Origin of the sequence: Ochrobactrum sp. Q0168 (assembly GCF_016427605.1) — a bacterium.
Lineage (GTDB): Bacteria > Pseudomonadota > Alphaproteobacteria > Rhizobiales > Rhizobiaceae > Brucella.
This window is the reverse complement of the sequence record NZ_JAELXQ010000002.1, coordinates 428,928-455,013: the sequence shown is the minus strand read 5'-3', so window position 1 is coordinate 455,013 and position 26,086 is coordinate 428,928. Positions and strand designations below refer to the sequence as shown.

Here is a 26,086-nt window from a genome sequence, read left to right as displayed (position 1 = left end):
ATTTTGACAGTTATAATCTGCCCAGTGTAGCGAGGGCGTATCCATGGCCTACCTCTTGCAGCAATTCGCCAATGCGGTGCCGCTGGCGGCAACCTACGCCATGCTGGCGTTCGGCTATGCGCTGAGCTTTGCCGTCCTCAAGCGCGCAGATATCAGCTATGGTGCGCTGGTGGCCTTTTCCGGCCAGCTTCTTCTCATCTTCACGGCGTTTGGCTGGACCAGGCTTTGGCTGGTTCTGCCTGCCGCGATTGGCGTCGGTATAGCCGGGGCGCTGTTTTATACGCTTGCCGCCGGGGCGGTGATTGCGGGTCTCGTCATGCGGCCGCTCAGTCGGGCGTCGCCCAATATGGCAATGGTGGCGGCATTGGGCGTGGCCGTGGTGCTGATGGAAAGCGTTCGTCTCGCGGCTGGATCGCGGAACCTCTGGCTGCCGCCTTTGTTGCAGGACAAGATCACCTTCTGGGGCGAGGGCGACAAGGCGGTCGTGCTGACCACGATGCAGATCATCAATACGCTTGTTATGGCATCCATCGTGCTGATCGGCAGCTTCGCCTTGCAGCGTAGCCGTTTTGGTCGCAACTGGCGGGCGGTCCGCGATGATGTGCTGGCGGCGCAGCTTTGCGGGGTCAACGCGGGGCGCGTTTTCCTGGCCGCCTATATGGGCGCGGTGCTGATTGCCGCTCTGGCGGGCATTCTGATGACCGCCTATTACGGCACCATGAGTTCCGGCGACGGATTGTTGCTTGGACTCAAAATATTGATGATTGGCGCTGTGGGCGGCTATTTCTCGCCGCTTGCTTCGGCAGGCGGTGCGACCCTTCTGGCTTTTGCCGAAACCTTCTGGACAGCCTTCGCGCCGCTGGTCTGGCGCGAACCGGTAATATTCGCATTGCTGGTCTTTCTGCTCAGCGTCAGCCGCCGCGAAAGTCTATCCCCCTGATAAAGGCCTTCAATTTGCGGTAATCCCTTGCGAATTGGGTTTCCAGCGGGAAGTGCTGGTTGTAGTGTGCCGCCAGTTCACGTTTCGACTCGTCAGGAAGTTTCCATGTCCCAGCAACCGTCTGTGCCATCGCTCGACAAAGTTCTCAGCCACCTCGACGCCAATCTTGATAACAGCCTCGAACGCCTGTTCGAACTGCTGCGGATCAAGTCGATCTCGACCGACCCGGCCTACAAGGCCGATTGCCGCAAGGCTGCGGAATGGCTGGTGGCCGATCTGAAGACGATTGGCTTTGATGCCAGCGTGCGCGACACGCCGGGCCATCCGATGGTGGTTGCGCATCATGACGGCGCCACGCCCGATGCGCCGCATGTGCTCTTCTACGGTCACTATGATGTGCAGCCGGTCGATCCGCTGAATCTTTGGGAAAACGACCCGTTCGATCCGGCGATCAAGGATGTCGGCAACGGTCGTAAAGTCCTGACCGGTCGCGGCACGTCCGACGACAAGGGCCAGCTCATGACCTTCGTGGAAGCCTGCCGTGCCTATAAGGCGATCAATGGCAGTCTGCCGGTCAAGGTGACGCTGTTGTTCGAAGGCGAGGAAGAATCCGGTTCGCCGTCGCTCAAACCCTTCCTCGATGCCAACAAGGCGGAACTGAAAGCCGATGTGGCGCTGGTCTGCGACACCTCCATGTGGGACATGGAAACGCCTGCCATCAGCGTCGGGCTGCGCGGTCTGGTTGGCGAGGAAATCGTTATCAAGGCTGCCGACCGCGATCTGCATTCGGGCTTTTTCGGCGGTGCTGCGGCCAATCCGATCCATATTCTGAGCAAGATTCTGGCCGACCTGCATGACGAAACCGGACGCGTCACCGTTCCCGGCTTCTATGAAGGCGTCGAGGAAACCCCGTCGCAAATCCTGCAATCCTGGGAAAGCCTCGGTCGCACCGCGGAAAACTTCCTCGGCCCCATCGGCCTTTCCATCCCCTCCGGCGAAAAGGGTCGCAGCGTTCTCGAACTCACCTGGGCCCGCCCGACGGCGGAAGTAAACGGCATTACCGGCGGTTATACCGGCGAAGGTTTCAAGACTGTTATCGCGGCGCAGGCCTCGGCAAAGGTCTCGTTCCGTCTCGTGCATAAACAGGACCCGGTGAAGATCCGCGAAGCCTTCCGCGCTTTTGTGCAGGAACGCCTGCCCGCCGATTGCTCGGTGGAGTTCCATCCGCATGGCGGTTCGCCCGCGATCCAGTTGCCTTATGATTCACCGCTGGTTTCCAAGGCCAAGGACGCGCTGTCCGACGAATGGCCGAAGCCAGCCGTGCTGATCGCCATGGGCGGATCGATCCCGATTGTCGGCGATTTCGACACTTTCCTCGGTATGGAATCGCTGCTCGTCGGCTTCGGACTTGAAGATGACCGCATCCATTCGCCCAATGAAAAATACGAGCTGAACTCCTTCCACAAAGGCCAACGCTCATGGGCCCGCATTATGGCGGCTATCGCCGCCAAGTAGGGCGCGTATTATGGCGGCAACTGCCGCGAAACAAGGACAACTGAATGACCATCCGTTTTCATAAAAACGATCTGCCGAACCTCGACCATTATCAGGTCGATGCGGTCGCCATTGATACCGAGACGCTGGGGCTGAACCCGCATCGCGACCGGCTTTGCGTGGTGCAGATTTCGCCCGGCGACGGCACGGCGGACGTGATCCAGATCGAGGCCGGGCAGAAGAAGGCGCCCAATCTGGTCAAGCTTCTGAAGGATCGCGCGATCACCAAGATCTTCCATTTCGGTCGGTTCGATCTGGCCGTGCTGGCCCATGCTTTCGGCACCATGCCGCAGCCGGTTTTCTGCACCAAGATCGCCTCGAAGCTCACCCGCACCTATACGGACCGTCACGGCCTCAAGGAACTGTGCAACGAGCTTTTGGATGTTTCGATCTCCAAGCAGCAGCAGTCATCCGACTGGGCTGCGGAAATCCTTTCGCAGGCGCAGCTCGAATATGCCGCTTCCGATGTGCTTTATCTGCATCGTCTGAAGGCTGTACTGGAACAGCGTCTTGAGCGCGATGGCCGCGCGAAGCAGGCTGAAGCCTGCTTCAAATTCCTGCCGACCCGTTCGGAACTTGATCTGATGGGATGGCCGGAAGACGATATTTTCGCGCATAGCTGACGCTGGGCGATAGTATTGTACCCATCAAACGGCGGCAGTGGCCGCCGTTTTCTTTTGTGGCGCCTGATCAATATAGGCCCATGCCGGGCGGCGGAACAGAAACTGTCCATAGCCGGTCCATTGGATAAGCCCATAAAGAATGACCGGTCCGACCACGCCGCTTGCGGTGGTCAGAAGCGATACCGTGCCGATATCGATGAAGCCGAGTTTCAGCATCACTGTGCGCGCGATGGCCATCGGCAGGAAGAAGGCCAGATAGATCACAATCGAATGTGCGCCGAGCCAGCTCAGTGCACGATGCAGCCAGTTTCGCGCAGGCAGCAGGCTCAAAAGTGAAGAGATCGAAATGATCGCCAGCGCGCCAACCAGTCCGAGTAGAAGCGAAATAATGGGCAGATCACTCACAGCGCCGCGCTCGTTCAGGAGATCGCCGGCGGGGGCGATCAGCGATGCGAGGCTTTCCGGCACCGGCATGAAGACGAGCTTGTATTCGACAAGGCCCCAGACGAGCAGCCCCGCAATGCCGACGAGTGGGCGTTGGCGCAGCCAGTCGGCAATCTTGAAGATGGCGGGTGCGAAGGCATAGCCCGCGAAGAAATAGACGAAACGCGAGCAGAATTCGTCAATCATTACCCAGCCCGTATGGATGGGCAGGATTTCCAGCACAGCCAGCACGGTAAAGGTAACGCCCACCGGCACGCGCTTCAAAAGCCGTGTCGCAACAAAGAAGACGGGCAAGATATAGATGAACCACAGCGTGCCGAACGGCTCGACGAAAGCCATGAGATAGGCCTGCACGACGCCGGAAACACCGGCTTCGCTGGCAATCCCCGGCGCCTTGAAGGCAAACTGGATCGTCAGCCACAGAATATAGAAATACAGGAAATGCACCACCTTGCGGTCGAGATAGCGCCGCCAGGGGCGGTCGATGACGAGGCTGAGAAACAGCCCCGAGATCATGAAGAAATCCGGCATACGGAATGGTTTGGCGAAGGCGACCACATAGTGCATCCAGCCTTCAGCGCCCGCTGCCTTTTCGACGCCCAGCGTCGAATGCATCATCACGACAAAGATAATGCAGATGCCCTTGGCAATATCGACCCAGTCGATCCGTTCGCTGTCGCCCGCTATCCGCATATCAGTTTTCCCACCCATTTAAGCCCGGTTTTCTATAACCTGATTGGATCTGAATTAATACAGCCCTGCGCAGAGCAGCGCTTTCGGGCATTTCTTTCCAGTTTTTTAACTATAGAGGGCGGTTTCACGGCTTCGTGTACGGCTTTTTGCACTTTTCTCTTGCTGTGGCATTCATGCTACAGACTTTTTTGAGTGGTCGCTTATATTAGGGTCAAGCTTGGTTCAGAAAATTTCCTTAGGAGGTTCATCATGAAGCTTAAGGCGCTTCTTCTCGCATCCACTGTCGCTCTTGTTGCTGCCACCGGCGCAAAGGCTGCTGACGCGGTTATCGAACAGGAACCAGCACCGGTTGTTGTCGCTCCGACGTTTACCTGGAACGGTGCTTACATCGGTGGTCAGGTTGGCTACGGCTGGGGTAAGTCTGATTTCAGCGGCGACCTTTACACCTATGGCGACGTGAAGCCTGATGGTTTCCTCGGCGGTCTCTACGCTGGTTACAACTTCGATCTGGGCAACAATGTTGTTCTCGGTATCGACGGCGACATCACCTATAATGACGTGTCGGAAGGCATCGACATTTATGATGGCGACCTCGCAGTTGGCTCGTTTGAAAGCAAGATGCGCTGGTCGGGTGCCGTTCGTGCCCGCGCTGGTTACGCCTTCGACCGCTTCCTGCCTTACATCGCTGGCGGTGTGGCATTCGGCAATGTCAAGAACAGCGGCGATATCTACGGTATCGGCTTCTCCGAAAGCAAGACCCTCACGGGCTGGACCGTTGGCGGCGGTGTGGATTATGCCGCAACCGACAACCTGATCCTGCGTCTTGAATATCGCTACACCGATTACGGCGATAAGGACGTCGACTTTGCTGGCCTGAGCGTCAACAACGACTTCAAGACCAACGAAGTTCGCCTGGGTATTGCCTACAAGTTCTGATCCTTCACAGAAGGATTGCAGAGAAAGGCCCCGCAATGCGGGGCCTTTCTTTTTGTGGTGACAATACCGGCGACAAATAAAAAGGCCTCTGCGAGCAGAGGCCTTTTTCGTGACGATGCGAGGCTGGATCAGACGTCCAGATTGGCGACGCTCAGCGCGTTTTCCTGAATGAACTCGCGGCGCGGTTCCACTTCGTCGCCCATCAGGCGCGAGAAGAGCGAGTCCGCGTCGGTCGCGTCCGTCACCTTGACTTGCAGGAGCGAGCGCACATTCGGGTCCAGCGTGGTTTCCCAAAGCTGCTCCGCATTCATTTCGCCAAGACCTTTGTAGCGCTGCAAGGTCAGACCCTTGCGACCGGTCGCGAAAATGGCGTCGAGCAGCGCCATCGGACCGGACAGCGTATCCGACTTGTCCTTGCGGCGAAGGGTCGGCGGTTCGGCAAAGGTTTCGCCCATGCGGCCAGCCACACGGTCGATCTGGCGGGCATCGGCAGAACCGAGCAGCGCCATGTCGAGAATGGCAACATCCTTGACGCCGCGGACCATGCGCTCGAAGCGGTAGCCGCCATCTTCCATGACATGGCCGGTCCAGCCGCGTTCGGTCTCTTCCGAGATCATGTCGAGGCGCGTCGCAACCGTATCGGCGGAGCGCTGCGCGGTTGCATTGTCCTTCGAAGCGTCGGGGTTGAGCAGACCGGCGATCGCCGCCTGTTCGACGACGCGGCGGTCGTAGCGTGTATGCAGACCATGCAGAAGCTGGCGCAATGTGCGCGCATCATCCACGACAGCGCGCAGATCGGGACCGGCGCGCACTTCGCCGCTCGCCATTTCAAGAGCAGCCTCTTCTAGACCGGTCTCGATGAGGAAGTCTTCGAAGGCCGCTTCGTTCTTAATATATTGCGAGGACTTGCCGCGCGACACCTTATAGAGCGGCGGCTGCGCAATATAGATATGGCCGCGCTCGATCAGTTCCGGCATCTGGCGGAAGAAGAAGGTGAGCAACAGCGTGCGAATATGCGCGCCGTCCACGTCAGCATCGGTCATGATAATGATCTTGTGATAACGCAGCTTGTCGGCGTTGAAGCCGTGCGTCTCATCCTTGCCGATCGACGTGCCGAGCGCCGTGATCAGCGTGCCGACCTGATCGGAAGACAACATACGGTCGAAGCGAACGCGTTCCACGTTCAGGATCTTGCCGCGCAGCGGCAGGATCGCCTGATTTTGGCGCGAACGACCGCTTTTCGCCGAACCGCCTGCCGAGTCACCTTCGACAATGAAGAGTTCCGACTTGGCCGGATCGCGCTCCTGGCAATCGGCAAGCTTGCCCGGCAGCGAGGTGACGCTGAGCGTGCTCTTGCGGGTGATGTCGCGGGCCTTGCGTGCAGCTTCACGGGCGGCAGCGGCCTGAATGACCTTCTCGACCACAGCCTTGCCCTGCGCCGGATGTTCTTCGAGCCAGATCGACAGCGCTTCGTTGACGAGGCTTTCGACCACCGGGCGCACTTCCGACGAAACCAGCTTGTCCTTGGTTTGCGACGAGAATTTCGGGTCCGGCACCTTGACGGAAAGAACAGCAGTCAGGCCTTCGCGGCAATCGTCGCCGGTGAGCTGCACCTTTTCCTTCTTGGTCATGCCGGACGCATCCGCATAGCCCGTGACCTGACGGGTGAGAGCGCCGCGGAAACCGGCAAGATGCGTGCCGCCGTCGCGCTGCGGGATGTTGTTGGTGAAGCACAGCACCTTTTCGTGGTAGGAATCGTTCCACCACATGGCGACTTCCACCGTCATGCCGTCCTTTTCGCTGCGGATATAGACCGGTTCATCGATCAGCGGCTTCTTGCTTTGATCGATATATTTCACGAACTCGATCAGGCCGCCGTCATAATGCAGCTCATGTTCCTTGGCGTCGGCATGACGGTTATCCGTCAGCTTGATGCGCACACCGGAATTGAGGAAGGCCAGCTCGCGCAGGCGGCGCTCCAGCGTGTCATAGTCGAATTCGACCATGCTGAAGGTTTCGGTCGAGGGCAGGAAGGTCACCGAAGTTCCAGTCTCGCCATCGGCCACGTCGCCCGTCACCGCCAGCGGCGCATCGGCCACACCATGGGTAAAGCTCATTTCGTGAAGCTTGCCATAGCGACGGATTTTCAGCTTCAGCCAGACCGAAAGCGCGTTCACAACCGAAACGCCGACGCCGTGCAGACCGCCGGAAACCTTATAGGAATTCTGGTCGAACTTGCCGCCCGCATGGAGCTGGGTCATGATGACTTCAGCAGCCGAGACGCCTTCTTCCTTATGGATTTCGGTCGGGATTCCGCGACCATTATCGGTTACGGTGCAGGAGCCGTCGGCATTGAGCGTCACGGTGACGAGCGTGGCATGGCCTGCCAGCGCTTCGTCGATGGCGTTGTCCACGACTTCATAAACCATGTGATGCAGGCCGGAGCCGTCATCCGTGTCACCGATATACATGCCCGGACGCTTGCGAACGGCATCCAGACCTTTCAGAACACGAATGGAATCCGCGCCATATTCGGCGGGGGCTTCGGTATTCATCTCGGGCGTATCGCTCATGAAAATCTTTCGAAAACGTGCTGCGAATGCAGCCTGATAGCCTGCTGCAAATGCAGCCTTAAAGAACGTGTCGAATCATACGACAAACATGGCTTTAATATAGGCGCTAACGGGTTATTTTCCAAATTTTCGAGGCAAATTTGCCGGGGATTCCGGTAGTTTGAGCGGATATCGACCCCATATGGCGGATGCTGCCCCGAATGGGCTTCTGGAAGCGCCACAATTACCCCTTATATGCCATAAAACAACGGTATCTGGAACGCTTGGATGAAACTGCGATGACTATGCCGGAAGTGCTTGAACCCTTCGTGCCGCCCGCGCCGCGCCCGCGCGAAAAGCCTGTCGGGCGCTTCGAGATGATGCGCGTCGTCTATAAAAACCCGCTCGAATTGTGGGGCGAACCTTCCTACAATGAACGGTGGATTTCCGTCAGCTGGTTTGGCCTCAAGACCATCATCGCCAACGATCCCGGGCTGATCCGCCACGTGCTGGTAGACAATGTCGCCAATTATCCGATGTCCGCCATTCGGCAGCGTGTGCTGCGTCCGCTGCTGCGCGATGGCCTTCTGACGGCTGAGGGGCAGGTGTGGAAGCGCTCGCGCAAGGCCATGGCACCGGTCTTCACGCCGCGCCATATCGGCGGCTTTGCGGAAGCGATGCGCGACCGTTCGCGCCTGTTTGTGGCGCGCTACAAGACCAGCGGCATGATCACCGATGTTGCCCATGACATGACGTTGCTCACCTACGACATTCTGGCCGAAACGCTGTTTTCCGGCGAGATCGCAGGCGATCCCAATGATTTCGCGCGTCAGATCGACAAGCTGTTTGAAACCATGGGCCGCGTCGATCCGTTCGATCTGCTGGGCCTGCCTGATTGGCTGCCACGGCTCACGCGTTTGCGCGGCCAGCAGTCGCTGGGCTTTTTCCGCGCGCTTGTCTCCGACACCATTGCCATGCGCAAGGCGCGTATGGACAGAGGTGAAGCGGTGCCGAACGACTTCCTGACGCTGCTTTTGCGCGCCGAAGGCCCGGAGGGCCTGAGCCGCTCAGAGATCGAGGACAATATCATCACCTTCATTGGCGCTGGTCACGAAACCACGGCCCGCGCGCTTGGCTGGACGCTCTATCTGCTCGCCAAAGCCCCCGAAGAACGCGCCCGCGTTGAGACGGAAATCGACGCTTTCTTCGAAAAGGGCGGACGCGATCTGCCGCCGCATGAGTGGCTGGCCAGCCTGCCTTTCACGCGTGCGGCTTTCGAGGAGGCGATGCGCCTTTATCCGCCTGCGCCATCGATCAATCGCGAGGCGGCGGAAAATGACCGCTATGGCGATCTGCAAATACCGAAAGGCGCGACTGTGCTGGTCATGCCATGGGTGATCCACCGTCATCGGCTCTTTTGGGATCAGCCAGATGCTTTCATGCCGCAGCGCTTCTGGCCGGAAAACCGCGACCGGCTCGACCGTTTCCAGTATCTGCCCTTCGGCGCGGGCCCGCGCGTCTGCATCGGCGCAAGCTTTGCTTTGCAGGAAGCGGTTATTGCGCTGGCAACCCTGCTCGATGGTCGCCGCTTCGACGTGCTGGAAACGACCCGACCATGGCCGGTGCAAAAGCTCACCACGCAGCCGCAGGGTGGTCTGCCGATGAAAGTGATGAAGCGATAGAAAAAAGCCCGGCCAAGCCGGACTTTTCGTTACTGTCAAAGGCGCTCGGCATGCCAACGCAGATGGTCATCCATGAATGTCGAAATGAAGAAATAGGAATGATCATAGCCCTCGCGCATATTGAGCGTGAGCGGAATGCCAGCCTTTTCGCAGGCTTCTTCCAGCAGCCATGGGCGCAAGCCGTCGTTCAGGAAGCCGTCCGCGGTGCCCTGATCGACCAGAAACGCCGGAAACTTGTAACCATCCTCGATCAGCAGCGACGCATCATAGGGACGCCATGCGCGTTCTTCCGGGCCGAGATATTTTTCCAGCGCCGGTTTTGACCAACCGGCCGTCGATGGCTGCACAATGGGCGCGAAAGCAGAGGCCGACTTGAACCGGTCCGGGTTTTTCAGCGCAATCGTCAGCGCGCCATGACCGCCCATGGAATGGCCGGTGATCGCCTGTCGCGCCATATCGAGCGGAAACTCAGCCGCCACCAGCTCGGTCAGTTCCTGCGTGATATAGCTGTACATCTGGTAGTTCCTGGCGAAAGGCTCCTGCGTCGCGTCGACGTAAAAGCCTGCACCCTTGCCGAACTGCCAGTTGTCCGGCTCATCGGGAACGTCATCACCACGTGGGCTCGTATCGGGGCAAATAACGGCAATTCCAAGTTCTGCGGCCAATTGCCGATATTCGCCCTTGTCCATCACGTTTTGATGCGTACAGGTTAGGCCGGACAGATACCAGAGCACCGGCACCGGGCCTTCCTTGGCCTGCGGTGGCAGGAACACGGCGAAGGTCATGTCGCACTGGCAGGCTTCGCTTTTGTGCCGATAGACGCCTTGTGTTCCGCCAAAGCACTTCGCTGTCGAAATCGTTTCCATTTGAATTCCAGTTTCTGTTTAGGGAGGCAGGAGCCGTCAGCTGCCGAGCGCGACGGCGGCATTGACCGCTGCCGCGACGAGAATGGTGTTGAAGAAATAGGATACCACGCTGTGCATCAGTGTCAGCCGCCGCATGGCGGTGGTGGTGACGCCCGTATCGGAGGTTTGCGCGGTCATGCCGATGACATAGGAGAAATAGGCAAAATCCCAGCCGGACGGCTCCGGCGTGTCGGGAAAGTCGAACCCACCCCGGCGGCGACTGGCGCGGCCATTGTCGTCACCGGCTGGTTCCTGCGGTTGCCAAAAGGCATGGGCGTAGTGAATGGCCGCCATCATGTGAATGGTAGCCCAGCCGAGCGGCACCGAGGCGAGCGTCGTCACCAGCGCCAATGCATCCGCCTTCGGCTGCCGGTTGAGCAGGATGAACAGCGAGGCCACCGCGACGACGACGGTTGCGAAAGTCACCAGAAAGATGATCCAGGCCGGTTCATCGGCGGCGGCTGCATGCTTTTTGAGAAAGGCGGCGGTGAGTTTGGGAATGGCGAAAAGAGCCAGCACCAGATAAAGCACGAAAAACGTGTCCGCCCCGATCACCGGCGCAAGCGGACTGTCGAACAACCACGCGACGATAAAGGCTGCTGCGCCACCGATGGCCGCGAGATAGAAGGACATATGGCGGCGCAGCAGAAACATCAGTTGCTCTTTTCTCGCGGTTCCAGCCGCATGTCCACATGCGGAATGCCGTCTTCCAGATATTCGTCCGAAGTGACTTTAAAACCGAACGAGCCATAGAATTTTTGCAAATGGCTCTGTCCGCCGAGCTCAATGGCAATGCCTGGAAAGCGCTCTTCCGAAAAAGCGATTGCTTCCTGCATCAGCCTTCGGCCAAGCTGGTAGCCCCGGTAATCCGGGGCCACGACCACACGCCCGATCTTCGCGGGTTTACCGTCGCTTTCCGGCGGAAGAACGCGCAATGCAGCTGCAAGTTCCTCGCCGTCAAGAATGCGCAGGTGGAACGCACCCATATCCTTGCCGTCGATTTCCGGATAGGGGCATTTCTGCTCCACCACGAAAATATCCACGCGCAGTTTCAGCAGCGCATAAAGCGCGCGCGGCGTAAAATCGTCCAGCTCATCCCAGCGGGATATCAGGGTCTTCTCGCTCATCAGTAGACAATCACCGAACGGATCGACTTGCCTTCATGCATCAGGTCGAAGGCCGTGTTGATTTCATCGAGCGGCATGGTGTGGGTGATCAGATCGTCAATGTTGATCTTGCCTTCCATGTACCAGTCGACGATTTTCGGCACATCGGTGCGACCGCGCGCGCCGCCGAAGGCGGTGCCTTTCCAGACGCGGCCCGTGACCAGCTGGAACGGACGCGTGGCGATTTCCTTGCCAGCTTCCGCAACGCCGATGATGATGGATTCACCCCAGCCGCGATGGCAGCATTCCAGCGCCTGACGCATGACATCGGTATTGCCGGTTGCGTCGAAGGAATAGTCCGCGCCGCCATCGGTCAGGTCCTGGATCGCCTGAACCACCTTGTCATTGCCCACGTCACGCGGGTTGATGAAGTCGGTCATGCCGAACTTCTTCGCCATTTCGACCTTGGCCGGGTTGATATCCACGCCGATGATCTTGTCCGCGCCAACCATGCGCGCGCCCTGAATGACATTGAGGCCGATGCCGCCGAGGCCGAACACCACCACATTCGAACCCGGGCGAACCTTTGCTGTATAGATCACCGCGCCGATGCCGGTGGTGACGCCGCAGCCGATATAGCAAATCTTGTCGAATGGCGCGTCTTCACGCACCTTGGCAACGGCGATTTCCGGCAGGACGGTGAAGTTCGAGAAGGTCGAGCAGCCCATATAATGGAACACTTCGCCGCCATCGCAGGAAAAGCGCGTGGTCTTGTCGGGCATCAGGCCCTGACCTTGCGTGGCGCGGATCGAGGTGCAGAGGTTCGAGCGCTGCGACAGGCAGGTTTTGCACTGGCGGCATTCCGGTGTGTAAAGCGGGATGACATGGTCGCCCGGCTTGACGGAGGTCACACCCGCGCCGACTTCGCGCACGATGCCCGCTCCTTCATGGCCGAGAATGGCCGGGAACTTGCCTTCGGAATCGAGGCCCGACAGCGTATAGGCGTCGGTGTGGCAGACGCCAGTCGCCATGATCTCGACCAGCACTTCGCCAGCCCGGGGTCCGCCGATTTCGACGGTTTCGATGGTGAGCGGCTTTTTCGCCTCCCAGGCAACAGCTGCGCGTGATTTCATGACGATGTTCCTTCTGGATATAGAGCGCATCCCGAGATTTTTGAAACTATCTTCGGACAGGATGGGCTCAAAAACAAATAGTTCGTTTGGTTTGGCGTCCTATTTCAGATAGGTGCGCAAAATCTGCATGATCTGGTCGATCTCGGCATCCGGGTCTGTCGCGACATCGCGCGCAATGGTCTCACGCGCCTGCCCGAAGGTCTCGCGGAAGTGGCTTTCCAGAACTTCCGCCATCAGGCCATTGGCCGCGCCGCGCAAAGCGGCGATCTGCTGCAGCAGCGCCGCGCATTCCGTGCCCGCTTCCACGGCGCGTTCCAACGCTTCCGCCTGTCCGCGAATGCGGCGCAGGCGCGTCAGCGCACGCTTTTTGTCTTCCGGTGAATGCGGCATGAAACCTCCCGATCTCGCGAGAAACTATATACTATGGGGGAGTATGTCAATTGCTCCTGAATTGGCTTTTACAAGAATGGTTTTCTCTGCAATTGGCGCAGCCCGGATTTTAAGCCTCAAGCTTGAGATGCAGCAGCGGATAAGGGCGTCCCTGATCGTCAGTTTCGGATCTGCCTGTCTCGACAAAGCCCAGATGGCGATAAAAGCCCACGCCTTGCGTGTTCTGCTCGTTCACATCGACAGTCAGCGTGTTGCCATTGAGGGATTGCGCGTGGGCAATCAGCCGCTTGCCGATGCCCTTGCCCCGCTGGTCTGGCGCGATGAACAGGCTGTCGATATTGTTGCCGGTCATGCCCATGAAGCCAACCGGCTTACCGTCATCCTCGATCACATCGACTTCTACATTCGGCAGATATTGCTCACCGACCAGCTTTTCGATTTCCCGGAAATCGTCGGAGCTCAGAAAGTCATGCGTGGCGCGCACGCTGGCTCGCCAGATTTCGGTGAGAGCCGGGGCATCGGTTGGAATAGATTTACGGATATGGATCATCTCTGTTCCTGGCAGAATAGGTGCGAAAGAACAGTCTTCTACCACCTTATCAGTTCTGACTTGAAGAAGCTGAGTTTGCTTTTCTCCCAGACCGTTCCATGGGCGGGAAGGGCCGCGCTGTGCCTCTGCCATGGGCTGCTGGAAACGGTACTCCATCCCTTTTGCGCCATGCCGGGCAGGCGCGGTAGGATCAGAAAGGTCAGATCGTCGAAACTCTTGATCGTTTCGCACCAGATTGCAGCTCCGACGCCTGCGATGTGCGCGCCCTTACCTTTGCCCGGCAGGGATTTGCCCGGATGCCAGTCATAATATTCCTCAATGGTCTGGGGCCGATAGGTGCGCAATCCAAGACGTCCCTTGAGGGCCGCCTGTTCGGGCTGAATGGAGTCCTCCTTATAGGGAACGTCGAGATAGCTATGGGCAAAGGGCGTGAGCAGGATCGGAAGCTCGCGCTCCATCGCGCGGTTGAGGTCGTTCAAACTGTTTTGGACATTCTTGACGACCATTTTCTGCAACAGGAACGCCTGCTGCGATCCCATCTGAGCGCCGAGTTCCATATTGGCATATTTAGGGTCGGTGGAAATCCAGTGCTGAACGACGATATCGCGGTCGAGACCGGCCCGCATGGTTTCCTGACAGGCGATTGGCTTCTTCCCCGCCAGCACCGCCGCCTTATGCTGATGCCGGACGAATTTCGTATAAAGGTCCTCCGGCATTCCAAAAGCTTCATCGCCGCCCATATCGAGCCAACGTCCGGGAAAAACATCCGACAGATAGGCGATGATCTCGTCGTAGACCTTGAAGCTCTCGGGCAGATCGGGGTTGAGCCATGCGCGATGCTGGACCACGCCCGGCGTCAATTCGAAGCGCTGAACATTGCTGCCCGCCGCAAGTTCCGGGTGAAGCCTGATCAGTGCCGCCGCGTGGCCCGGCGCATCGGAGGATGGGATGACGGTGATGTGACGCGCCTGCGCATAGGCGACGATCTCGTTCAAATCGGCGCGCGTATAGATGGGCTCCTCATCCGGCTGCTTGCCTTCCGGTCTTGCCGCTTCAATGCGCCATGCCTCGTCATCGGTGAGATGCAGATCGAGCGCGTTGAATTTGTAGAACGCAATCAGATCGATCACCGCCTTGATTTCATCTTTGGTGAAATAATGCCGGGCCACATCGAGATGGAAACTGCGCCACTTAAAATGCGGGCCGTCCACGATGCGGACGGCAGGAATTTCAATGCCGCCTGCATTCTGTTGTGGCGCGGTGATGATTATCTGCAAAAGCGTGGTCAGACCCATGGCAAGTCCTTGCGCACTGCGCGCCTTGATGACGACGCCGGTCTTATCGGTTCGCAGAAAATAGCGCTCGTCCAGATCGTCGTGTTCGGCTGGCGACAGGCCCGTCGCCCGGGGAATTTCTTCGATTTCCGGTGTCGGGCCGATTTCGAGATGAATGGCCCCCTTGGACGCGTTCAAGCCGGAACGCCGTGCGTTTTCCAGCTTTATATCCGAGAAGGGGCGCAATGCTTCTTTGAAAACAACAATACTGTTTTCAATCGCGGGGTCGTCATAGGTGATCGTGGCGCTGTTCTCGATGCGGAATTTTCCACCCAATTTGTTCATCCTGTGCGGCGTCGGGATGAGAGGAATAGTGGCATCCGTGCCCTTTGCCGCTGCATTTGTCTGGCCGGGAAGACCCAATGTCGCCAGACCTGCCGCGAAGCTGGAAAGAATAAACCCCTTTAAAAATTCTCTTTTGCTAATATTCATCCCGATTTATTTCCCTGAAAAGCCTATTTAAAAACAATATGCGCAGTTCTATAAATAAAATATACAGAAATACTTTTATTGGGTCGAGTTTTACTGTTTCCCGAGGCGTCAGGAGCGCGGGGGCCTGTTCGGGCGGGTTTCGAATATGGATAATGGCGTGCGCTTATGTGATAAGCACAAACGCTGCTGCCCCTCTTTGACGGATATTCTTTTGACGCGCCTGCCCGATCTTCCCGTTACACGCATTCTGCCGCAACTGGATGCGGCCATGGACACCCATGCAAGCGCGGTTCTTGTCGCGCCGCCGGGCGCAGGCAAGACGACGCTGGTGCCGATCCACATGCTGGATGCGAAGTGGCGCGGCGATGGCATGATCGTACTGCTTGAGCCGAGGCGTCTTGCTGCCCGCGCGGCTGCCCGCCGCATGGCTGAGCTTCTGGGCGAGGAGCCGGGCGAAACGGTCGGTTACCGCATGCGTCTGGAAAGCAAGGTGTCGGGCAGGACGAAAATCCTCGTTGTCACCGAGGGCGTCTTTGCCCGGATGATCCTTGATGATCCCGACCTCAAGGGCGTGGCGGCGGTGCTGTTCGACGAGTTTCACGAGCGTAGCCTCGATGCGGATTTCGGGCTGGCGCTGGCGCTTGATGTGCAGGCGGCTTTGCGCGACGATCTGAAAATTCTGGTCATGTCGGCAACGCTCGACGGTGCGCGCGTGGCGGCCCTTCTGGGCGATGCGCCGGTGATCGAAAGCGAGGGCCGGGCCTTTCCCGTCGATATTCGTTACCGCGAACGGAAAGCCGACGAGCGCGTGGAAGACGCGATGGCGCGCAGCATTCGCGATGCGCTGGCCGACGAGACAGGCAGCATTCTGGCTTTCCTTCCGGGGCAGGGCGAGATCGAACGCACGCTGCGGCTTCTGGAAGATCGCGTGCCGGCCCATGTGATGCTGGCGCCGCTTTATGGCGCGATGGAAGGCCGCGATCAGGATGCGGCGATCAAGCCTGCACCGGAAGGCAAGCGCAAGGTGGTTCTGGCCACCTCGATTGCCGAAACCTCCATCACGATTGACGGCGTGCGCGTGGTGATCGACAGCGGGCTGGCCCGCCTGCCGAAATATGAACCGGCCACCGGCCTGACGCGGTTGGAAACCGTGCGCACATCCCGCGCCAGCGCCGATCAGCGGGCGGGCCGCGCCGGGCGAACGGAGCCGGGCATTGCCATTCGCCTCTGGCATCAGGGGCAGACGGCATCGCTGCCCGCCTTTTCGCCACCGGAAATTCTGGAAGCCGACCTGTCCGGCCTCGTGCTCGACAGCGCCGCTTGGGGCGTGACCGATCCGGCAACACTTGCCTTTCTTGATGCGCCGCCAAAACCGGCGCTGAACGAAGCCCGCGCTTTGTTGCGCAGGCTTGGCGCGCTCGACGAGGCCGGGCGTCTGACCCCCGACGGCGAAGCAATGCGTCAGCTCGCTCTGCCCGCGCGTCTTGCGCATATGGTGGCCGAGGCGGGCAAGCGCGGCGAAGCCTTAAAAGCTGCCGAACTGGCTGTGCTTTTGACGGAGCGTGGCCTTGGCGGCAACGAAACCGATCTGGACACCCGGTTTTCGCGCTTGCGCAATGATCGTTCGGACCGCACTCAAAGGGCCAAAGGTCTCGCAAAGCGCCTTGCCGCCAATGTGCCCATTCAGGGCGCGCCCGCCGGATCGGGCATCGGTCGTATGCTCATCGACGCCTATCCCGACCGGATCGCCAGAGCGCGTGGCCAGACCGGGCAGTTTCTGCTGGCCAATGGTCGCGGCGGGGAGGTGGATAGTGCGATCAGCCTCAGCCGCGCGCCCTGGCTGGTCGTGGCGGATATGTCGGGCAAGGCAGGACGCGCGCGCATTCTTTCGGCTGCCGAAGTATCGGAAACGGAAATCCGGTCAGCCCTTGGCGAGCGGATCGAGAGCGGGCGGCAGGTTGTCTACGATCCCGAAAAGAACGCGCTTCGGGCGCGAGAAGCCGTGCGCATCGGCGCCATCGCCCTGTCGGAAAAGCCGTTGGCCGCGCCATCGGGCAGTGCTGCCGATGAGGGCGTGATTGCCGCGGTGCGCGAGCATGGGCTTGGCATTCTGCCTTGGGGCAAGGAAACCGATATTCTGCGCCGCCGTCTTGGCTGGCTTTATCGCGGGCTTGGCGATCCATGGCCATCCATGGACGATGAGCATTTGCTGGAAACGCTGGAAGACTGGCTGCTGCCCTTTCTGACCGGCGAAGCGCAGCTCGACCGCATTCCCGGTCATGTGTTGAAAAACGGCCTGATGAGCCTTGTGCCCTTCGACCTTCAGCGCAGTGTGGATCAACTTGCGCCGACGCATTTTACCGTGCCGACCGGCTCGCATATCCCGATCCGCTACGATGCCGAAGAGCCGGTGCTCGCCGTTCGCGTGCAGGAACTGTTCGGTCTTGGTGTGCATCCTTCCATCGCCAATGGCAAGGTGCCATTGTTGCTGGAATTGCTGTCGCCCGCCCATCGCCCGATCCAGATCACCCGCGATCTGCCGGGTTTCTGGAAAGGATCATGGGCTGATGTGCGGTCCGACATGCGTGGGCGCTATCCCAAACATGTCTGGCCGGAAGATCCCGCCAATGCAGAAGCAACCCGCCGGGCAAAGCCGCGCGGGACATAACGCACTCCCAAAGATGCATGTATCACCTGCGACCGGATAACGCAGTTCCGCTTGCATTCCTGTCTTCGCTTGCCCCATAAGGGGCAGGATAGAGGGACAACAGAACATGCACGCAGAGTTCGAGAATCGCGCTTCCAATCTTTCGCGCCGCCCGCGTTTGACCACGCTGGTTCGCGTGCGCTGGCTGGCCATCGCCGGGCAGACTGCAGCTGTCATGCTGGTGGCGCTTTATCTGCAATTCCCCTTTGCGGTCGGCATCTGTTTTGCGCTGATTGCCTGCTCGGCCTGGCTCAATCTCTATCTGGCTTTTCGCTTCCCGACCAATCACCGACTGAACCCGGAAGCGGCGAGCCTCGTGCTGGCCTTCGATATTCTGCAGCTGGCCGGCCTGCTTTATCTCACCGGCGGGTTGCAAAACCCGTTCGTCATCCTGATGATCGTGCCGGTCATCATTTCCGCCACCTCACTTTCGGCCCGGCACACGCTGACGCTGGCTTTGCTGGTTGTGGCCTGCACCTCCATGCTTTCCATCCGGCATGAACCGCTGCCCTGGTATCCGGGCGAAGAGCTGAACCTGCCTTTCCTTTTTGTGATCGGCATCTGGTGCGCCATCACATCCGCACTGGGCTTTACCGGCGTCTATGCCTATCGCATCGCGGAAGAAGCGCGCCAGCTCGGCGATGCGTTGAGCGCTGCGGAACTCATTCTCCAGCGCGAGCAGCACCTGACCGCTCTGGACGGGTTGGCCGCCGCTGCCGCCCATGAGCTGGGCACGCCGCTTGCCACCATCGCGCTTGTGGTGAAGGAAATGCAGCGGTCCTATGCCAAAAATCCGGTCGATGCTGGACTTGGGGAAGACATTGCGCTGTTGCATTCGCAGACCCAGCGCTGCCGCGAGATTCTGCAACGGCTGACCAGCCTTTCCTCGGAAAACGAGGAGCACATGTCGCGTCTGCCGCTGTCCTCGCTGATCGAGGAGGTGATTGCGCCGCACCGCAATTTCGGGGTCACCATCGAGGTGCAGAAGGTGGAAGGGCCAAAGCCCGAGCCGGTCACCCGGCGCAATCCCGGCCTGCTTTACGGGCTGGGCAATCTGGTGGAAAACGCGGTCGATTTCGCGCGCGGCAATGTCAGCGTCACCTGGGGCTGGACAGACAATCAGGTCAGCGTGACCATTCAGGACGACGGCGAAGGCTTCAAGCCGGAGATCCTCGACCGGATTGGCGAGCCTTATATGACCAGCCGCGACAACAACCGCAATGGCGGCGGGCTTGGCCTTGGCCTGTTCATTGCAAAAACCTTGCTGGAGCGTTCCGGTGCACAGATTGCGTTCCGTAATCGAAGCAATCCGGGGCAGGGGGCGGAAGTCAAAGTGGTTTGGCCGCGTTCAACCTTCACCCGCGTATGAGCCAAAACGCTTTTTCAAATTTGTTTTGCTCAACTTCTTGTGTTGTCTTTTAGAATTATTAATTAAATCCAATGATTTATAGTCTCGCGCAAGATTCATAGCCGTAGAAATTGCTTCAACGATTCAATGGCTATTTGACTTTTTGACGCAGGGGTATCAATAAGGGATCAAAAATACAGGCAGGAAGCACCCGATGGACGACTTGAAGCAGGAAGACAGCGAAGCCATAGGCAACGACCCCACCCTTCTTCTGGTTGATGACGACAAACCTTTCTTGCAACGCCTGGCCCGCGCCATGGAAAGCCGGGGCTTTCAGGTGACCACAGCGGAATCGGTTGAAGAAGGCATCGCCGCAGCCAAGGCCGCAGCGCCCGCCTATGCCGTGGTGGATATGCGGCTGGGAGACGGCAACGGTCTCGACGTCATCGAAGCCATTCGCCTGCGCCGTTCCGATACGCGCGCCATCGTCCTCACCGGTTATGGCAATATCGCCACCGCCGTGAATGCGGTGAAGCTCGGCGCTATCGACTATCTGTCGAAGCCCGCCGATGCGGACGAAGTCTTCGCCGCGCTGACCCGCCGTCCGGGCGAGAAGGTCGCGCCGCCGGAAAACCCGATGTCCGCCGATCGTGTCCGCTGGGAGCATATCCAGCGTGTTTATGAAATGTGCGAGCGCAATGTTTCCGAAACCGCCCGCCGCCTCAACATGCATCGCCGCACCTTGCAGCGCATCCTCGCCAAGCGCGCGCCGCGTTAAGACATTTGCGGCTAATCAGAAATCTCCGCCCGGCATTTCCAGCCCGGAAAGTTCTGCATAAGTCAGGCGCGCTGCGCCTGCGCGGGCAAAGCGCAGCATCAGCGCCTTGCGTGTGGCGCCGGCTAGCTTGTGTTCCGGCGCATCGCGTAGGATTTCCGCGCCATAGCCGTCCGAGAGAATGAAGCCGCATTCCTCCGGGAAAATCTCGCGCGGCACCGCCGGATGGGTGGCGAAAAACAGCCGGTCGCAATAGGCGCGATAGTCCGGCCATTTGCGGTCCGCCTTCCAGTCCTCCACCGACGACTTGATCTCGACAATCCAGATCTCACCCTTGCGGCTGACGGCGATGAGGTCGGCGCGGCGACCCGACGCGAGCGGCAGTTCGGGCAAGGTCGCAAGCCCCATATCCAGAAACAGGCGCTGCACACCACGGCGTACAAGCATGGCGTTTTCCGATTGCCGTCCGTCGGACAGCGGGTGGGTCGGGTTGGGAATCACGATGGGCATGGCGCGCATTTTGCGTGCGGTTTCAGGGCGAAACAACCAAAAACGCATGATTCTTTGTGTCGGTTTTTGAGTATTGGGCCGCTAAACAAGGCGAAAAAAGGCAGAAAAATGGCCTAATAAAGAATTTTTCAATTTACGGTTAACGTACGGTTAACAATACTGGCGCATCTTCAAGCAGGAATGGGCGATTCGCTCCTTTTGACGGCACATTGATTCTATCTTGGGGGAATGCATGAATTCTCGCGTCTTAAAACTGACGGCGGCACTTTTTCTTGCAGGCGCACTTGCTGGCTGCTCTACTGTCGGCGGAACCTTCTACACAGCCTCTTACTCGTCGGTCACTGATGCTGGCTATGTTCTTCCTGCCATTCCGAGCGAGAAGATACCGGCACAATATCGTCGCCAGATCGTGAACTATCCGACCGATGAGGCCCCCGGCACAATCATCGTCGATACCCAAGCGAAGTTTCTCTACTACATCATGCCGGAAGGCAAGGCGATGCGCTATGGCATCGGCGTCGGGCGTGAGGGTTTTGGCTGGTCCGGTACGGCGCGCGTCGCTATGAAGCGTGAATGGCCGACCTGGACGCCGCCGTCTGCCATGATCAAGCGTCAGCCGGAACTGGCAAAGTTCCGCAACGGCATGGACCCGGGCCTTAAAAACCCGCTCGGCGCGCGTGCGCTTTATCTGTTCAACAAGGGCGGTGATACAGGTTATCGTCTGCACGGGACGCCGGAATGGTGGACCATCGGCAAGGCCATGTCGTCTGGCTGCATCCGCCTGATGAATCAGGATATCATTGATCTCTATGATCGTGCCGAACAGGGCGCAAAGGTTATTGTGAAGCAATAATCAATAGATCTCGGCGATACACGACATTAAAGTGGTGAGCGTGTATCGCCGAAATTATTTTCAAATAACTTAAAGTCTATTTTCAGGGCAATGCGGGCAATGTATCTGCGTAGAGCAGAATCGTATTTGAAATTGAGTGCACGATGTATCTACATAGGTCTGGAAGTTCTTCTAAATCGGAACAATAGACAGGTATATGAAACATCATGTCCTCTTTCTTGAAACATGAGTGAATCTATACTTTTTAAGTTATGCCGCAATCGCCATAGTTTGGTCCATGATAAGTGCCGCGAAATCGTTTGTACTTAATATACGATATGCTCCTCGGGGGCGCTGGGCGCGGCGTGTCCATAAAAAAAACGCCGGTCTGAAGATCCGGCGTTTCTCAAATTTCAGTTTTGTAAGACCGATCAGATCTGTTCGACCTGCTGTACTTCCGGCACGAAGTGGCGGAGCAGATTCTGGATGCCGTGTTTCAGCGTCGCAGTGGAAGACGGGCAGCCGGAGCAGGCACCCTTCATGTTGAGGAACACGGTGCCGTTTTCGAAGCCGCGGAAAGTGATATCGCCGCCATCTTGCGCCACGGCAGGGCGAACGCGGGTTTCGATCAGTTCCTTGATGGTTTCGACGATTTCGGTATCGGCCTCATCGAAGAATTCTTCATCGCCATGTGCTGCGGCGGCATCTGCATTGGCATTGCCAGCCATTGCCGAGGCGCCCGACATGAAATGTTCCATGATCGTGCCGAGGATCGCAGGCTTCAGATGCTGCCATTCGCCATCGTCCTTGGTGACGGTGATGAAGTCATAGCCGAAGAAAACGCCGGTGACGCCCGGAACGGCGAACAGCTTGGCGGCGAGGGGCGACGTGGTTCCAGCGGATGAAGCATCGCGGAAATCGGCGGTGCCATCCGGCATGACCACCTTGCCGGGCAGAAACTTCAGGGTCGCCGGATTAGGCGTGGTTTCAGTCTGGATGAACATGCCAGTTCTCCGCTTTCAATTTTGGAACTGTTCTAATAATCGCGAAACCGCACGGAAACAAGGGCTGTCGCTCTCAGGCGCGTTTCAGTTACTATCAATATAGGGTGATTGCACGACAGTTGCAAATTCGACAGGCCGTGGCGAAAAGAGTGATTTTCGAGTACCGGAGCGTAGCGTACTTAAAGGTACGCGAGCACCGGAGCGCAGGAAATTGCTCTTTGCAGCCCGGCATCACGAAGAATGCAACTGGAGTGTCAGGTCACAGCATCAATGTCATCGTCGGTCAATCCTGCCGGAACCACGGTGACGGGGATCGGAAACTGGGCGCGGCCAGCCAGCGATTGCACGAGCGGGCCGGGGCCTTCCTTGCCGGAACCGGCGGCGAGCACCAGAATAGCAATATCCTGATCTTCTTCAATGAGGCTGAGCAGCTCTTCGGCTGTCTGGCCTTCACGGATGCTGAGTTCGGGCTCGATGCCCTGATCTTCGCGCACAACAGCGGCGAATTTTTCCAACGCGGATCGTGCTCGATCCTGCGCTTCGGATCGCATGATTTCGCCGACGCCCAAAATTTGCTGGAAATCGGAGTCATCGATAACGAATAGCAGAATAAGCGAGCCGCTCGTGTTTTTGGCACGGCGTGCGGCATAGGCGACAGCGCGCCCGCATTCAGGCGTTTCGTCGATGACGGCTAAAAATTTGCGTCGGTGACCGGTTTCCCGGCTCAGTCGTTTGGATACCATGGCCGCAATTTGCCATCAGGATGGGCCGCCCGCAAGCCAGCATTGTTTGCATGGGCTATGAACGGTAAGCAATTTCAAAAAGGATAGGGCGACCGCAAAAATGCAGTCGCCCCGATTATTGGTGTTGAAAATCAGTTCTGCAACCAGCCAATGATGTCGCGCACATCGCGCATGGTCTTTTCGGCCAGAACGCCTGCGCGCTCGCCGCCATCCCGCAAAACGCTGTCGATATGGGTTGGATCGGCCACCAGACGGCGCATTTCATGGGTGATCGGGGAAAGCTTGGTGACGGCCAGTTCGGCCAATGCCGCCTTGAATTCCGAGAACTGACGTCCGCCGAACTCGCCAAGGATATCTTCCTTCGATTGCGAGGCAAGTGCCGCATAGATGCCGACCAGATTGTCCGCTTCCGGACGACCGGACAGACCGTCCAGTTCCGACGGCAGACCATCGGAATCGGTCTTGGCCTTGCGGATCTTCTTGGTGATCGTGTCTTCATCGTCGATCAGATTGATGCGCGACAGGTCGGACGGATCGGATTTCGACATTTTCTTGGTGCCGTCGCGCAGCGACATGATGCGCATGGCCGGACCCGAAATCATCGGTTCGGTCAGCGGGAAGAAGCCCGAAACCTTCTCATCGCCCACCTGGATATCCACGCCGATCCCAAGCGATGCGATGCGGTCGGAATAATCATTGTTGAATTTTTGGGCGATATCGCGCGTCAGTTCCAGATGCTGCTTCTGGTCTTCGCCAACCGGCACGGCGGTGGCGCGATAGAGCAGAATATCGGCAGCCATCAGGCTCGGATAGGCAAAGAGGCCCAGCGAAGCATTCTCGCGGTCCTTGCCGGCCTTGTCCTTGAACTGCGTCATGCGGCTCATCCAGCCGATGCGCGCAATGCAGTTGAACACCCAGGCCAGTTCCGCATGCTGCATGACGCGGCTCTGGTTGAAGACGATGCTCTTCTTCGGATCAATGCCGGAAGCGAGAAACGCGGCCGTCACTTCGCGGGTGGATTGCAGCAATTCAGCCGGGTCGGGCGAGACGGTCAGCGCGTGCATGTCCACGACGCAATAGATGCATTCTTCGGTCTTCTGGACCTCTACCCACCGCTTGATCGCCCCCAGATAATTGCCGAGGTGAAGATTTCCGGTCGGTTGGACGCCGGAGAAGACAAGCGGTTTGAACGTGCTCATGGCTCTATCCTAAAAATGAACCCCTGCCGGTGGAGAGCAGGGGGCTTTGATGATGTGGCGTGTTTTCGCAGAGACGCAAAGGCGATTCAAGGACAATTATGTGTCACTCTCGGGCTCTTTCTTGACCGCGCCGCGTTTGACATTGCGGCGGATCATGCCGGTATTTGCGCCGCCGAGGCCGAAGGCGAGGCCGAAATAGACGATCATCGCGGCAATCACCATGGCGCAGACCGTACCGGCCCGAACCGCAAAGGGAGCGGCGGAAGAAAGCTCATAGGCGAAGTGCCCGATGGCATAATGAATGCCGAACGCCATCACACCTGCCGCGATCAGCAGGCGCGGGATACGGGTAAGAAGCGGAATATCCTGTCCCCAATGGCCACGCTTCACCAGCGTTGCAAACAGCAGAACGGCATTGACCCAGCCTGCCACGATTTCCGCAGTGGCGATGCCGGTCGGGCCAAGATGCGGGAACAGCGTGATGGCAAGCGAGACATTCACGGCGACGGAAATGGCCGCGAAGATCATCGGTGTGCGGGTATCCTCGCGGGCAAAGAAGCCCGGAATGAACGCCTTGATGAGCACGAAGGCAGGCAGGCCGAGGCCGTAAATCGCCAGAATGTTGGAAACGACGATTGTGGAATCCGGGCTGAATTTGCCCCGTTCGAACAACAGCCGCACGATGGGTTCCGACATGACGAGAAGCGCTGCTGCCGCAGGCAATGTGAGAAACAGCGTGAACTCGACCGAGCGGTTTTGCAGGTTCGAGGCTTCCTTCATGTGGCCGCCGCGCAGGGCGCGTGACAGTTCCGGCAACAGCACGGTGGCAACCGCAATCCCCACCACACCCAGCGGCAGCTGATAGATGCGGTCGGCATAGACCAGCGAGGACACAGCCCCTTCCATCCCGGAAGCGATATTGGTGTTGATGAGCAGGTTGATCTGCGTAATGCCGCCGGTGATCGCGGCGGGCAGCGCCAGCACCAGCAACCGCTTGACGTTGGACGTCAGGCGCGGACGACGGAAGCCGATCTTGATGCCCGCATTGCGCACGGCGAGCCAGACGATGGCAAGCTGCACCAGACCTGCCGCCATGACGCCCCAGGAGAGACCATAGCCCACGGCCAGCGCGTCGTAACCGCGCCACCAGGCCAGCGCCAGCACGCCGATCAGGATGATATTGAGGAAGACCGGCGCAATCGCCGCCGCAAAATAGCGGTGCAGCGAATTGAGCATACCGCCCATCATGGCCGCCAGCGACATGCAGGCGAGATAGGGGAACATGATAGTGGCGAGCCGCACCGTATTGTCGAACTTGACCGGATCGTCCATGAAGCCCGGCGCAATGACGGTGCGTACGATGAACGGCATCGAAAGTTCCATCACGATGGTGATGAACAGCAGCACCGTGAACAACACGCCGAACACTTCTTCGGAGAAGCGGCGGGCGCCGTCCATGCCGTTCTTTTCGATTTCCTTGGCAAAAAGCGGCACGAAAGCGGGGTTGAATGCGCCTTCGGCGAAAAGCCTCCGGAACGGGTTGGGAAAGCGGAATGCTGCGTTGAAAGCATCGGCCACCGGGCCGGGGCCGAGCGCTGCCGCCCTGAACATCTCGCGGGGGAAGCCGAATATGCGGCTCATCAGCGTGCCGGATGCCACCGTGGCGAACTTTTTGACCAGACTCATGCTTTTGA

General features: G+C 58.6%; 23 protein-coding genes. 9 read left to right on the top strand and 14 right to left on the bottom strand.

The window, feature by feature from the left end; all coding sequences use genetic code 11:
• Positions 1-43: 43 nt before the first annotated feature.
• From JAU75_RS06445 to JAU75_RS06435, 3 genes are all read left to right on the top strand, one after another.
• Entirely contained in the window at positions 44-940 is an 897-nt protein-coding gene (locus tag JAU75_RS06445; protein ID WP_199055609.1) for a branched-chain amino acid ABC transporter permease, read from the top strand.
• A 105-nt stretch (positions 941-1,045) separates the two neighbouring features.
• On the top strand, positions 1,046-2,455 hold the full coding sequence (locus tag JAU75_RS06440) for a dipeptidase (protein WP_199055607.1): 1,410 nt from the start codon (positions 1,046-1,048) through the stop codon (positions 2,453-2,455).
• A gap of 44 nt (positions 2,456-2,499) precedes the next feature.
• Positions 2,500-3,117 (top strand): ribonuclease D, encoded by a 618-nt coding sequence (locus JAU75_RS06435; RefSeq protein ID WP_199055606.1) that lies wholly within the window; start codon positions 2,500-2,502, stop codon positions 3,115-3,117.
• A gap of 24 nt (positions 3,118-3,141) precedes the next feature.
• Here the strand turns inward: JAU75_RS06435 and JAU75_RS06430 are convergent, their stop codons facing one another.
• Positions 3,142-4,254, bottom strand: coding sequence for an acyltransferase family protein (locus JAU75_RS06430; protein ID WP_199055605.1), 1,113 nt, complete (start codon positions 4,252-4,254; stop codon positions 3,142-3,144).
• 249 nt (positions 4,255-4,503) lie between these two features.
• Here JAU75_RS06430 and JAU75_RS06425 point away from each other — a divergent pair, with 249 nt between their 5' ends.
• On the top strand, positions 4,504-5,190 hold the full coding sequence (locus JAU75_RS06425; protein WP_199055604.1) for an outer membrane protein: 687 nt from the start codon (positions 4,504-4,506) through the stop codon (positions 5,188-5,190).
• 128 nt (positions 5,191-5,318) lie between these two features.
• On the opposite strand, the gene gyrB is transcribed toward JAU75_RS06425, so the two are convergent.
• Entirely contained in the window at positions 5,319-7,763 is a 2,445-nt protein-coding gene (gyrB, locus tag JAU75_RS06420) for a DNA topoisomerase (ATP-hydrolyzing) subunit B (protein WP_199055603.1), read from the bottom strand.
• Between the two features lie 284 nt (positions 7,764-8,047).
• On the opposite strand from gyrB, the gene JAU75_RS06415 reads away from it, so the two are divergent.
• Positions 8,048-9,424: a cytochrome P450 gene (locus JAU75_RS06415; RefSeq protein ID WP_199056017.1), complete on the top strand. Its 1,377-nt coding sequence runs from the start codon at positions 8,048-8,050 to the stop codon at positions 9,422-9,424.
• A gap of 35 nt (positions 9,425-9,459) precedes the next feature.
• Here JAU75_RS06415 and fghA read toward each other — a convergent pair whose 3' ends face one another.
• The 7 genes from fghA to JAU75_RS06380 all read right to left on the bottom strand — a co-directional run bounded on the left by fghA (position 9,460) and on the right by JAU75_RS06380 (position 15,274).
• Positions 9,460-10,290 (bottom strand): S-formylglutathione hydrolase, encoded by an 831-nt coding sequence (fghA, locus tag JAU75_RS06410; RefSeq protein ID WP_199055602.1) that lies wholly within the window; start codon positions 10,288-10,290, stop codon positions 9,460-9,462.
• Between the two features lie 36 nt (positions 10,291-10,326).
• Positions 10,327-10,983 carry a DUF1345 domain-containing protein gene (locus JAU75_RS06405; protein ID WP_199055601.1) on the bottom strand — a complete coding sequence of 219 codons (657 nt, stop codon included), beginning with the start codon at positions 10,981-10,983 and terminating at the stop codon, positions 10,327-10,329.
• Positions 10,983-11,456, bottom strand: a complete 474-nt coding sequence (locus JAU75_RS06400; protein ID WP_199055599.1) for a GNAT family N-acetyltransferase — start codon at positions 11,454-11,456, stop codon at positions 10,983-10,985. The genes JAU75_RS06405 and JAU75_RS06400 overlap by 1 nt, the downstream gene beginning before the upstream one ends.
• Positions 11,456-12,568, bottom strand: a complete 1,113-nt coding sequence (locus tag JAU75_RS06395) for an S-(hydroxymethyl)glutathione dehydrogenase/class III alcohol dehydrogenase (protein ID WP_199055597.1) — start codon at positions 12,566-12,568, stop codon at positions 11,456-11,458. Before JAU75_RS06395 ends, JAU75_RS06400 begins: the two co-directional genes overlap by 1 nt.
• Before the next feature lie 99 nt (positions 12,569-12,667).
• On the bottom strand, positions 12,668-12,958 hold the full coding sequence (locus JAU75_RS06390; protein WP_199055595.1) for a metal/formaldehyde-sensitive transcriptional repressor: 291 nt from the start codon (positions 12,956-12,958) through the stop codon (positions 12,668-12,670).
• 109 nt (positions 12,959-13,067) lie between these two features.
• Positions 13,068-13,508, bottom strand: a complete 441-nt coding sequence (locus tag JAU75_RS06385) for an acetyltransferase (protein WP_199055593.1) — start codon at positions 13,506-13,508, stop codon at positions 13,068-13,070.
• A 38-nt stretch (positions 13,509-13,546) separates the two neighbouring features.
• Entirely contained in the window at positions 13,547-15,274 is a 1,728-nt protein-coding gene (locus tag JAU75_RS06380; RefSeq protein ID WP_199055591.1) for a family 20 glycosylhydrolase, read from the bottom strand.
• Positions 15,275-15,485: 211 nt separating this feature from the next.
• On the opposite strand from JAU75_RS06380, the gene hrpB reads away from it, so the two are divergent.
• The 3 genes from hrpB to regA all read left to right on the top strand — a co-directional run bounded on the left by hrpB (position 15,486) and on the right by regA (position 20,107).
• The gene (gene hrpB, locus JAU75_RS06375; RefSeq protein WP_199055589.1) at positions 15,486-17,942 is read left to right on the top strand and encodes an ATP-dependent helicase HrpB; all 2,457 of its coding nucleotides are present in this window, start codon (positions 15,486-15,488) and stop codon (positions 17,940-17,942) included.
• A 106-nt stretch (positions 17,943-18,048) separates the two neighbouring features.
• A complete protein-coding gene (locus JAU75_RS06370) occupies positions 18,049-19,350 on the top strand; it encodes an ActS/PrrB/RegB family redox-sensitive histidine kinase (protein ID WP_199055587.1) in 1,302 nt (433 codons plus the stop codon).
• A 193-nt stretch (positions 19,351-19,543) separates the two neighbouring features.
• The gene (gene regA / locus JAU75_RS06365; RefSeq protein ID WP_078339656.1) at positions 19,544-20,107 is read left to right on the top strand and encodes a global response regulator transcription factor RegA; all 564 of its coding nucleotides are present in this window, start codon (positions 19,544-19,546) and stop codon (positions 20,105-20,107) included.
• 15 nt (positions 20,108-20,122) lie between these two features.
• On the opposite strand, the gene JAU75_RS06360 is transcribed toward regA, so the two are convergent.
• Positions 20,123-20,614, bottom strand: coding sequence for an MmcB family DNA repair protein (locus JAU75_RS06360; protein ID WP_199056016.1), 492 nt, complete (start codon positions 20,612-20,614; stop codon positions 20,123-20,125).
• Positions 20,615-20,846: 232 nt separating this feature from the next.
• Between JAU75_RS06360 and JAU75_RS06355 the strand changes: the two genes are divergently transcribed.
• Positions 20,847-21,467, top strand: coding sequence for a L,D-transpeptidase (locus JAU75_RS06355; protein WP_199055584.1), 621 nt, complete (start codon positions 20,847-20,849; stop codon positions 21,465-21,467).
• Positions 21,468-21,877: 410 nt separating this feature from the next.
• Here the strand turns inward: JAU75_RS06355 and JAU75_RS06350 are convergent, their stop codons facing one another.
• The 4 genes from JAU75_RS06350 to murJ form a co-directional block, all read right to left on the bottom strand.
• Positions 21,878-22,450, bottom strand: coding sequence for a NifU family protein (locus JAU75_RS06350; protein WP_199055583.1), 573 nt, complete (start codon positions 22,448-22,450; stop codon positions 21,878-21,880).
• 254 nt (positions 22,451-22,704) lie between these two features.
• Entirely contained in the window at positions 22,705-23,193 is a 489-nt protein-coding gene (locus JAU75_RS06345) for a universal stress protein (RefSeq protein ID WP_199055582.1), read from the bottom strand.
• Between the two features lie 131 nt (positions 23,194-23,324).
• Entirely contained in the window at positions 23,325-24,392 is a 1,068-nt protein-coding gene (trpS, locus tag JAU75_RS06340) for a tryptophan--tRNA ligase (RefSeq protein WP_199055581.1), read from the bottom strand.
• A 96-nt stretch (positions 24,393-24,488) separates the two neighbouring features.
• A complete protein-coding gene (gene murJ / locus JAU75_RS06335) occupies positions 24,489-26,078 on the bottom strand; it encodes a murein biosynthesis integral membrane protein MurJ (RefSeq protein WP_199055580.1) in 1,590 nt (529 codons plus the stop codon).
• Positions 26,079-26,086 lie beyond the last annotated feature (8 nt).

What these genes read in the sequence shown, in the direction of transcription:
- JAU75_RS06445 (WP_199055609.1), top strand. Translation starts at nt 44, where the DNA reads ATGGCCTACCTCTTGCAGCAATTCGCCAATGCGGTGCCGCTGGCGGCA.
- JAU75_RS06440 (WP_199055607.1), top strand. Translation starts at nt 1,046, where the DNA reads ATGTCCCAGCAACCGTCTGTGCCATCGCTCGACAAAGTTCTCAGCCAC.
- JAU75_RS06435 (WP_199055606.1), top strand. Translation starts at nt 2,500, where the DNA reads ATGACCATCCGTTTTCATAAAAACGATCTGCCGAACCTCGACCATTAT.
- JAU75_RS06430 (WP_199055605.1), bottom strand. Translation starts at nt 4,254, where the DNA reads ATGCGGATAGCGGGCGACAGCGAACGGATCGACTGGGTCGATATTGCC.
- JAU75_RS06425 (WP_199055604.1), top strand. Translation starts at nt 4,504, where the DNA reads ATGAAGCTTAAGGCGCTTCTTCTCGCATCCACTGTCGCTCTTGTTGCT.
- gyrB (WP_199055603.1), bottom strand. Translation starts at nt 7,763, where the DNA reads ATGAGCGATACGCCCGAGATGAATACCGAAGCCCCCGCCGAATATGGC.
- JAU75_RS06415 (WP_199056017.1), top strand. Translation starts at nt 8,048, where the DNA reads ATGCCGGAAGTGCTTGAACCCTTCGTGCCGCCCGCGCCGCGCCCGCGC.
- fghA (WP_199055602.1), bottom strand. Translation starts at nt 10,290, where the DNA reads ATGGAAACGATTTCGACAGCGAAGTGCTTTGGCGGAACACAAGGCGTC.
- JAU75_RS06405 (WP_199055601.1), bottom strand. Translation starts at nt 10,983, where the DNA reads ATGTTTCTGCTGCGCCGCCATATGTCCTTCTATCTCGCGGCCATCGGT.
- JAU75_RS06400 (WP_199055599.1), bottom strand. Translation starts at nt 11,456, where the DNA reads ATGAGCGAGAAGACCCTGATATCCCGCTGGGATGAGCTGGACGATTTT.
- JAU75_RS06395 (WP_199055597.1), bottom strand. Translation starts at nt 12,568, where the DNA reads ATGAAATCACGCGCAGCTGTTGCCTGGGAGGCGAAAAAGCCGCTCACC.
- JAU75_RS06390 (WP_199055595.1), bottom strand. Translation starts at nt 12,958, where the DNA reads ATGCCGCATTCACCGGAAGACAAAAAGCGTGCGCTGACGCGCCTGCGC.
- JAU75_RS06385 (WP_199055593.1), bottom strand. Translation starts at nt 13,508, where the DNA reads ATGATCCATATCCGTAAATCTATTCCAACCGATGCCCCGGCTCTCACC.
- JAU75_RS06380 (WP_199055591.1), bottom strand. Translation starts at nt 15,274, where the DNA reads ATGAATATTAGCAAAAGAGAATTTTTAAAGGGGTTTATTCTTTCCAGC.
- JAU75_RS06370 (WP_199055587.1), top strand. Translation starts at nt 18,049, where the DNA reads ATGCACGCAGAGTTCGAGAATCGCGCTTCCAATCTTTCGCGCCGCCCG.
- regA (WP_078339656.1), top strand. Translation starts at nt 19,544, where the DNA reads ATGGACGACTTGAAGCAGGAAGACAGCGAAGCCATAGGCAACGACCCC.
- JAU75_RS06360 (WP_199056016.1), bottom strand. Translation starts at nt 20,614, where the DNA reads ATGCCCATCGTGATTCCCAACCCGACCCACCCGCTGTCCGACGGACGG.
- JAU75_RS06355 (WP_199055584.1), top strand. Translation starts at nt 20,847, where the DNA reads ATGAATTCTCGCGTCTTAAAACTGACGGCGGCACTTTTTCTTGCAGGC.
- JAU75_RS06350 (WP_199055583.1), bottom strand. Translation starts at nt 22,450, where the DNA reads ATGTTCATCCAGACTGAAACCACGCCTAATCCGGCGACCCTGAAGTTT.
- JAU75_RS06345 (WP_199055582.1), bottom strand. Translation starts at nt 23,193, where the DNA reads ATGGTATCCAAACGACTGAGCCGGGAAACCGGTCACCGACGCAAATTT.
- trpS (WP_199055581.1), bottom strand. Translation starts at nt 24,392, where the DNA reads ATGAGCACGTTCAAACCGCTTGTCTTCTCCGGCGTCCAACCGACCGGA.
- murJ (WP_199055580.1), bottom strand. Translation starts at nt 26,078, where the DNA reads ATGAGTCTGGTCAAAAAGTTCGCCACGGTGGCATCCGGCACGCTGATG.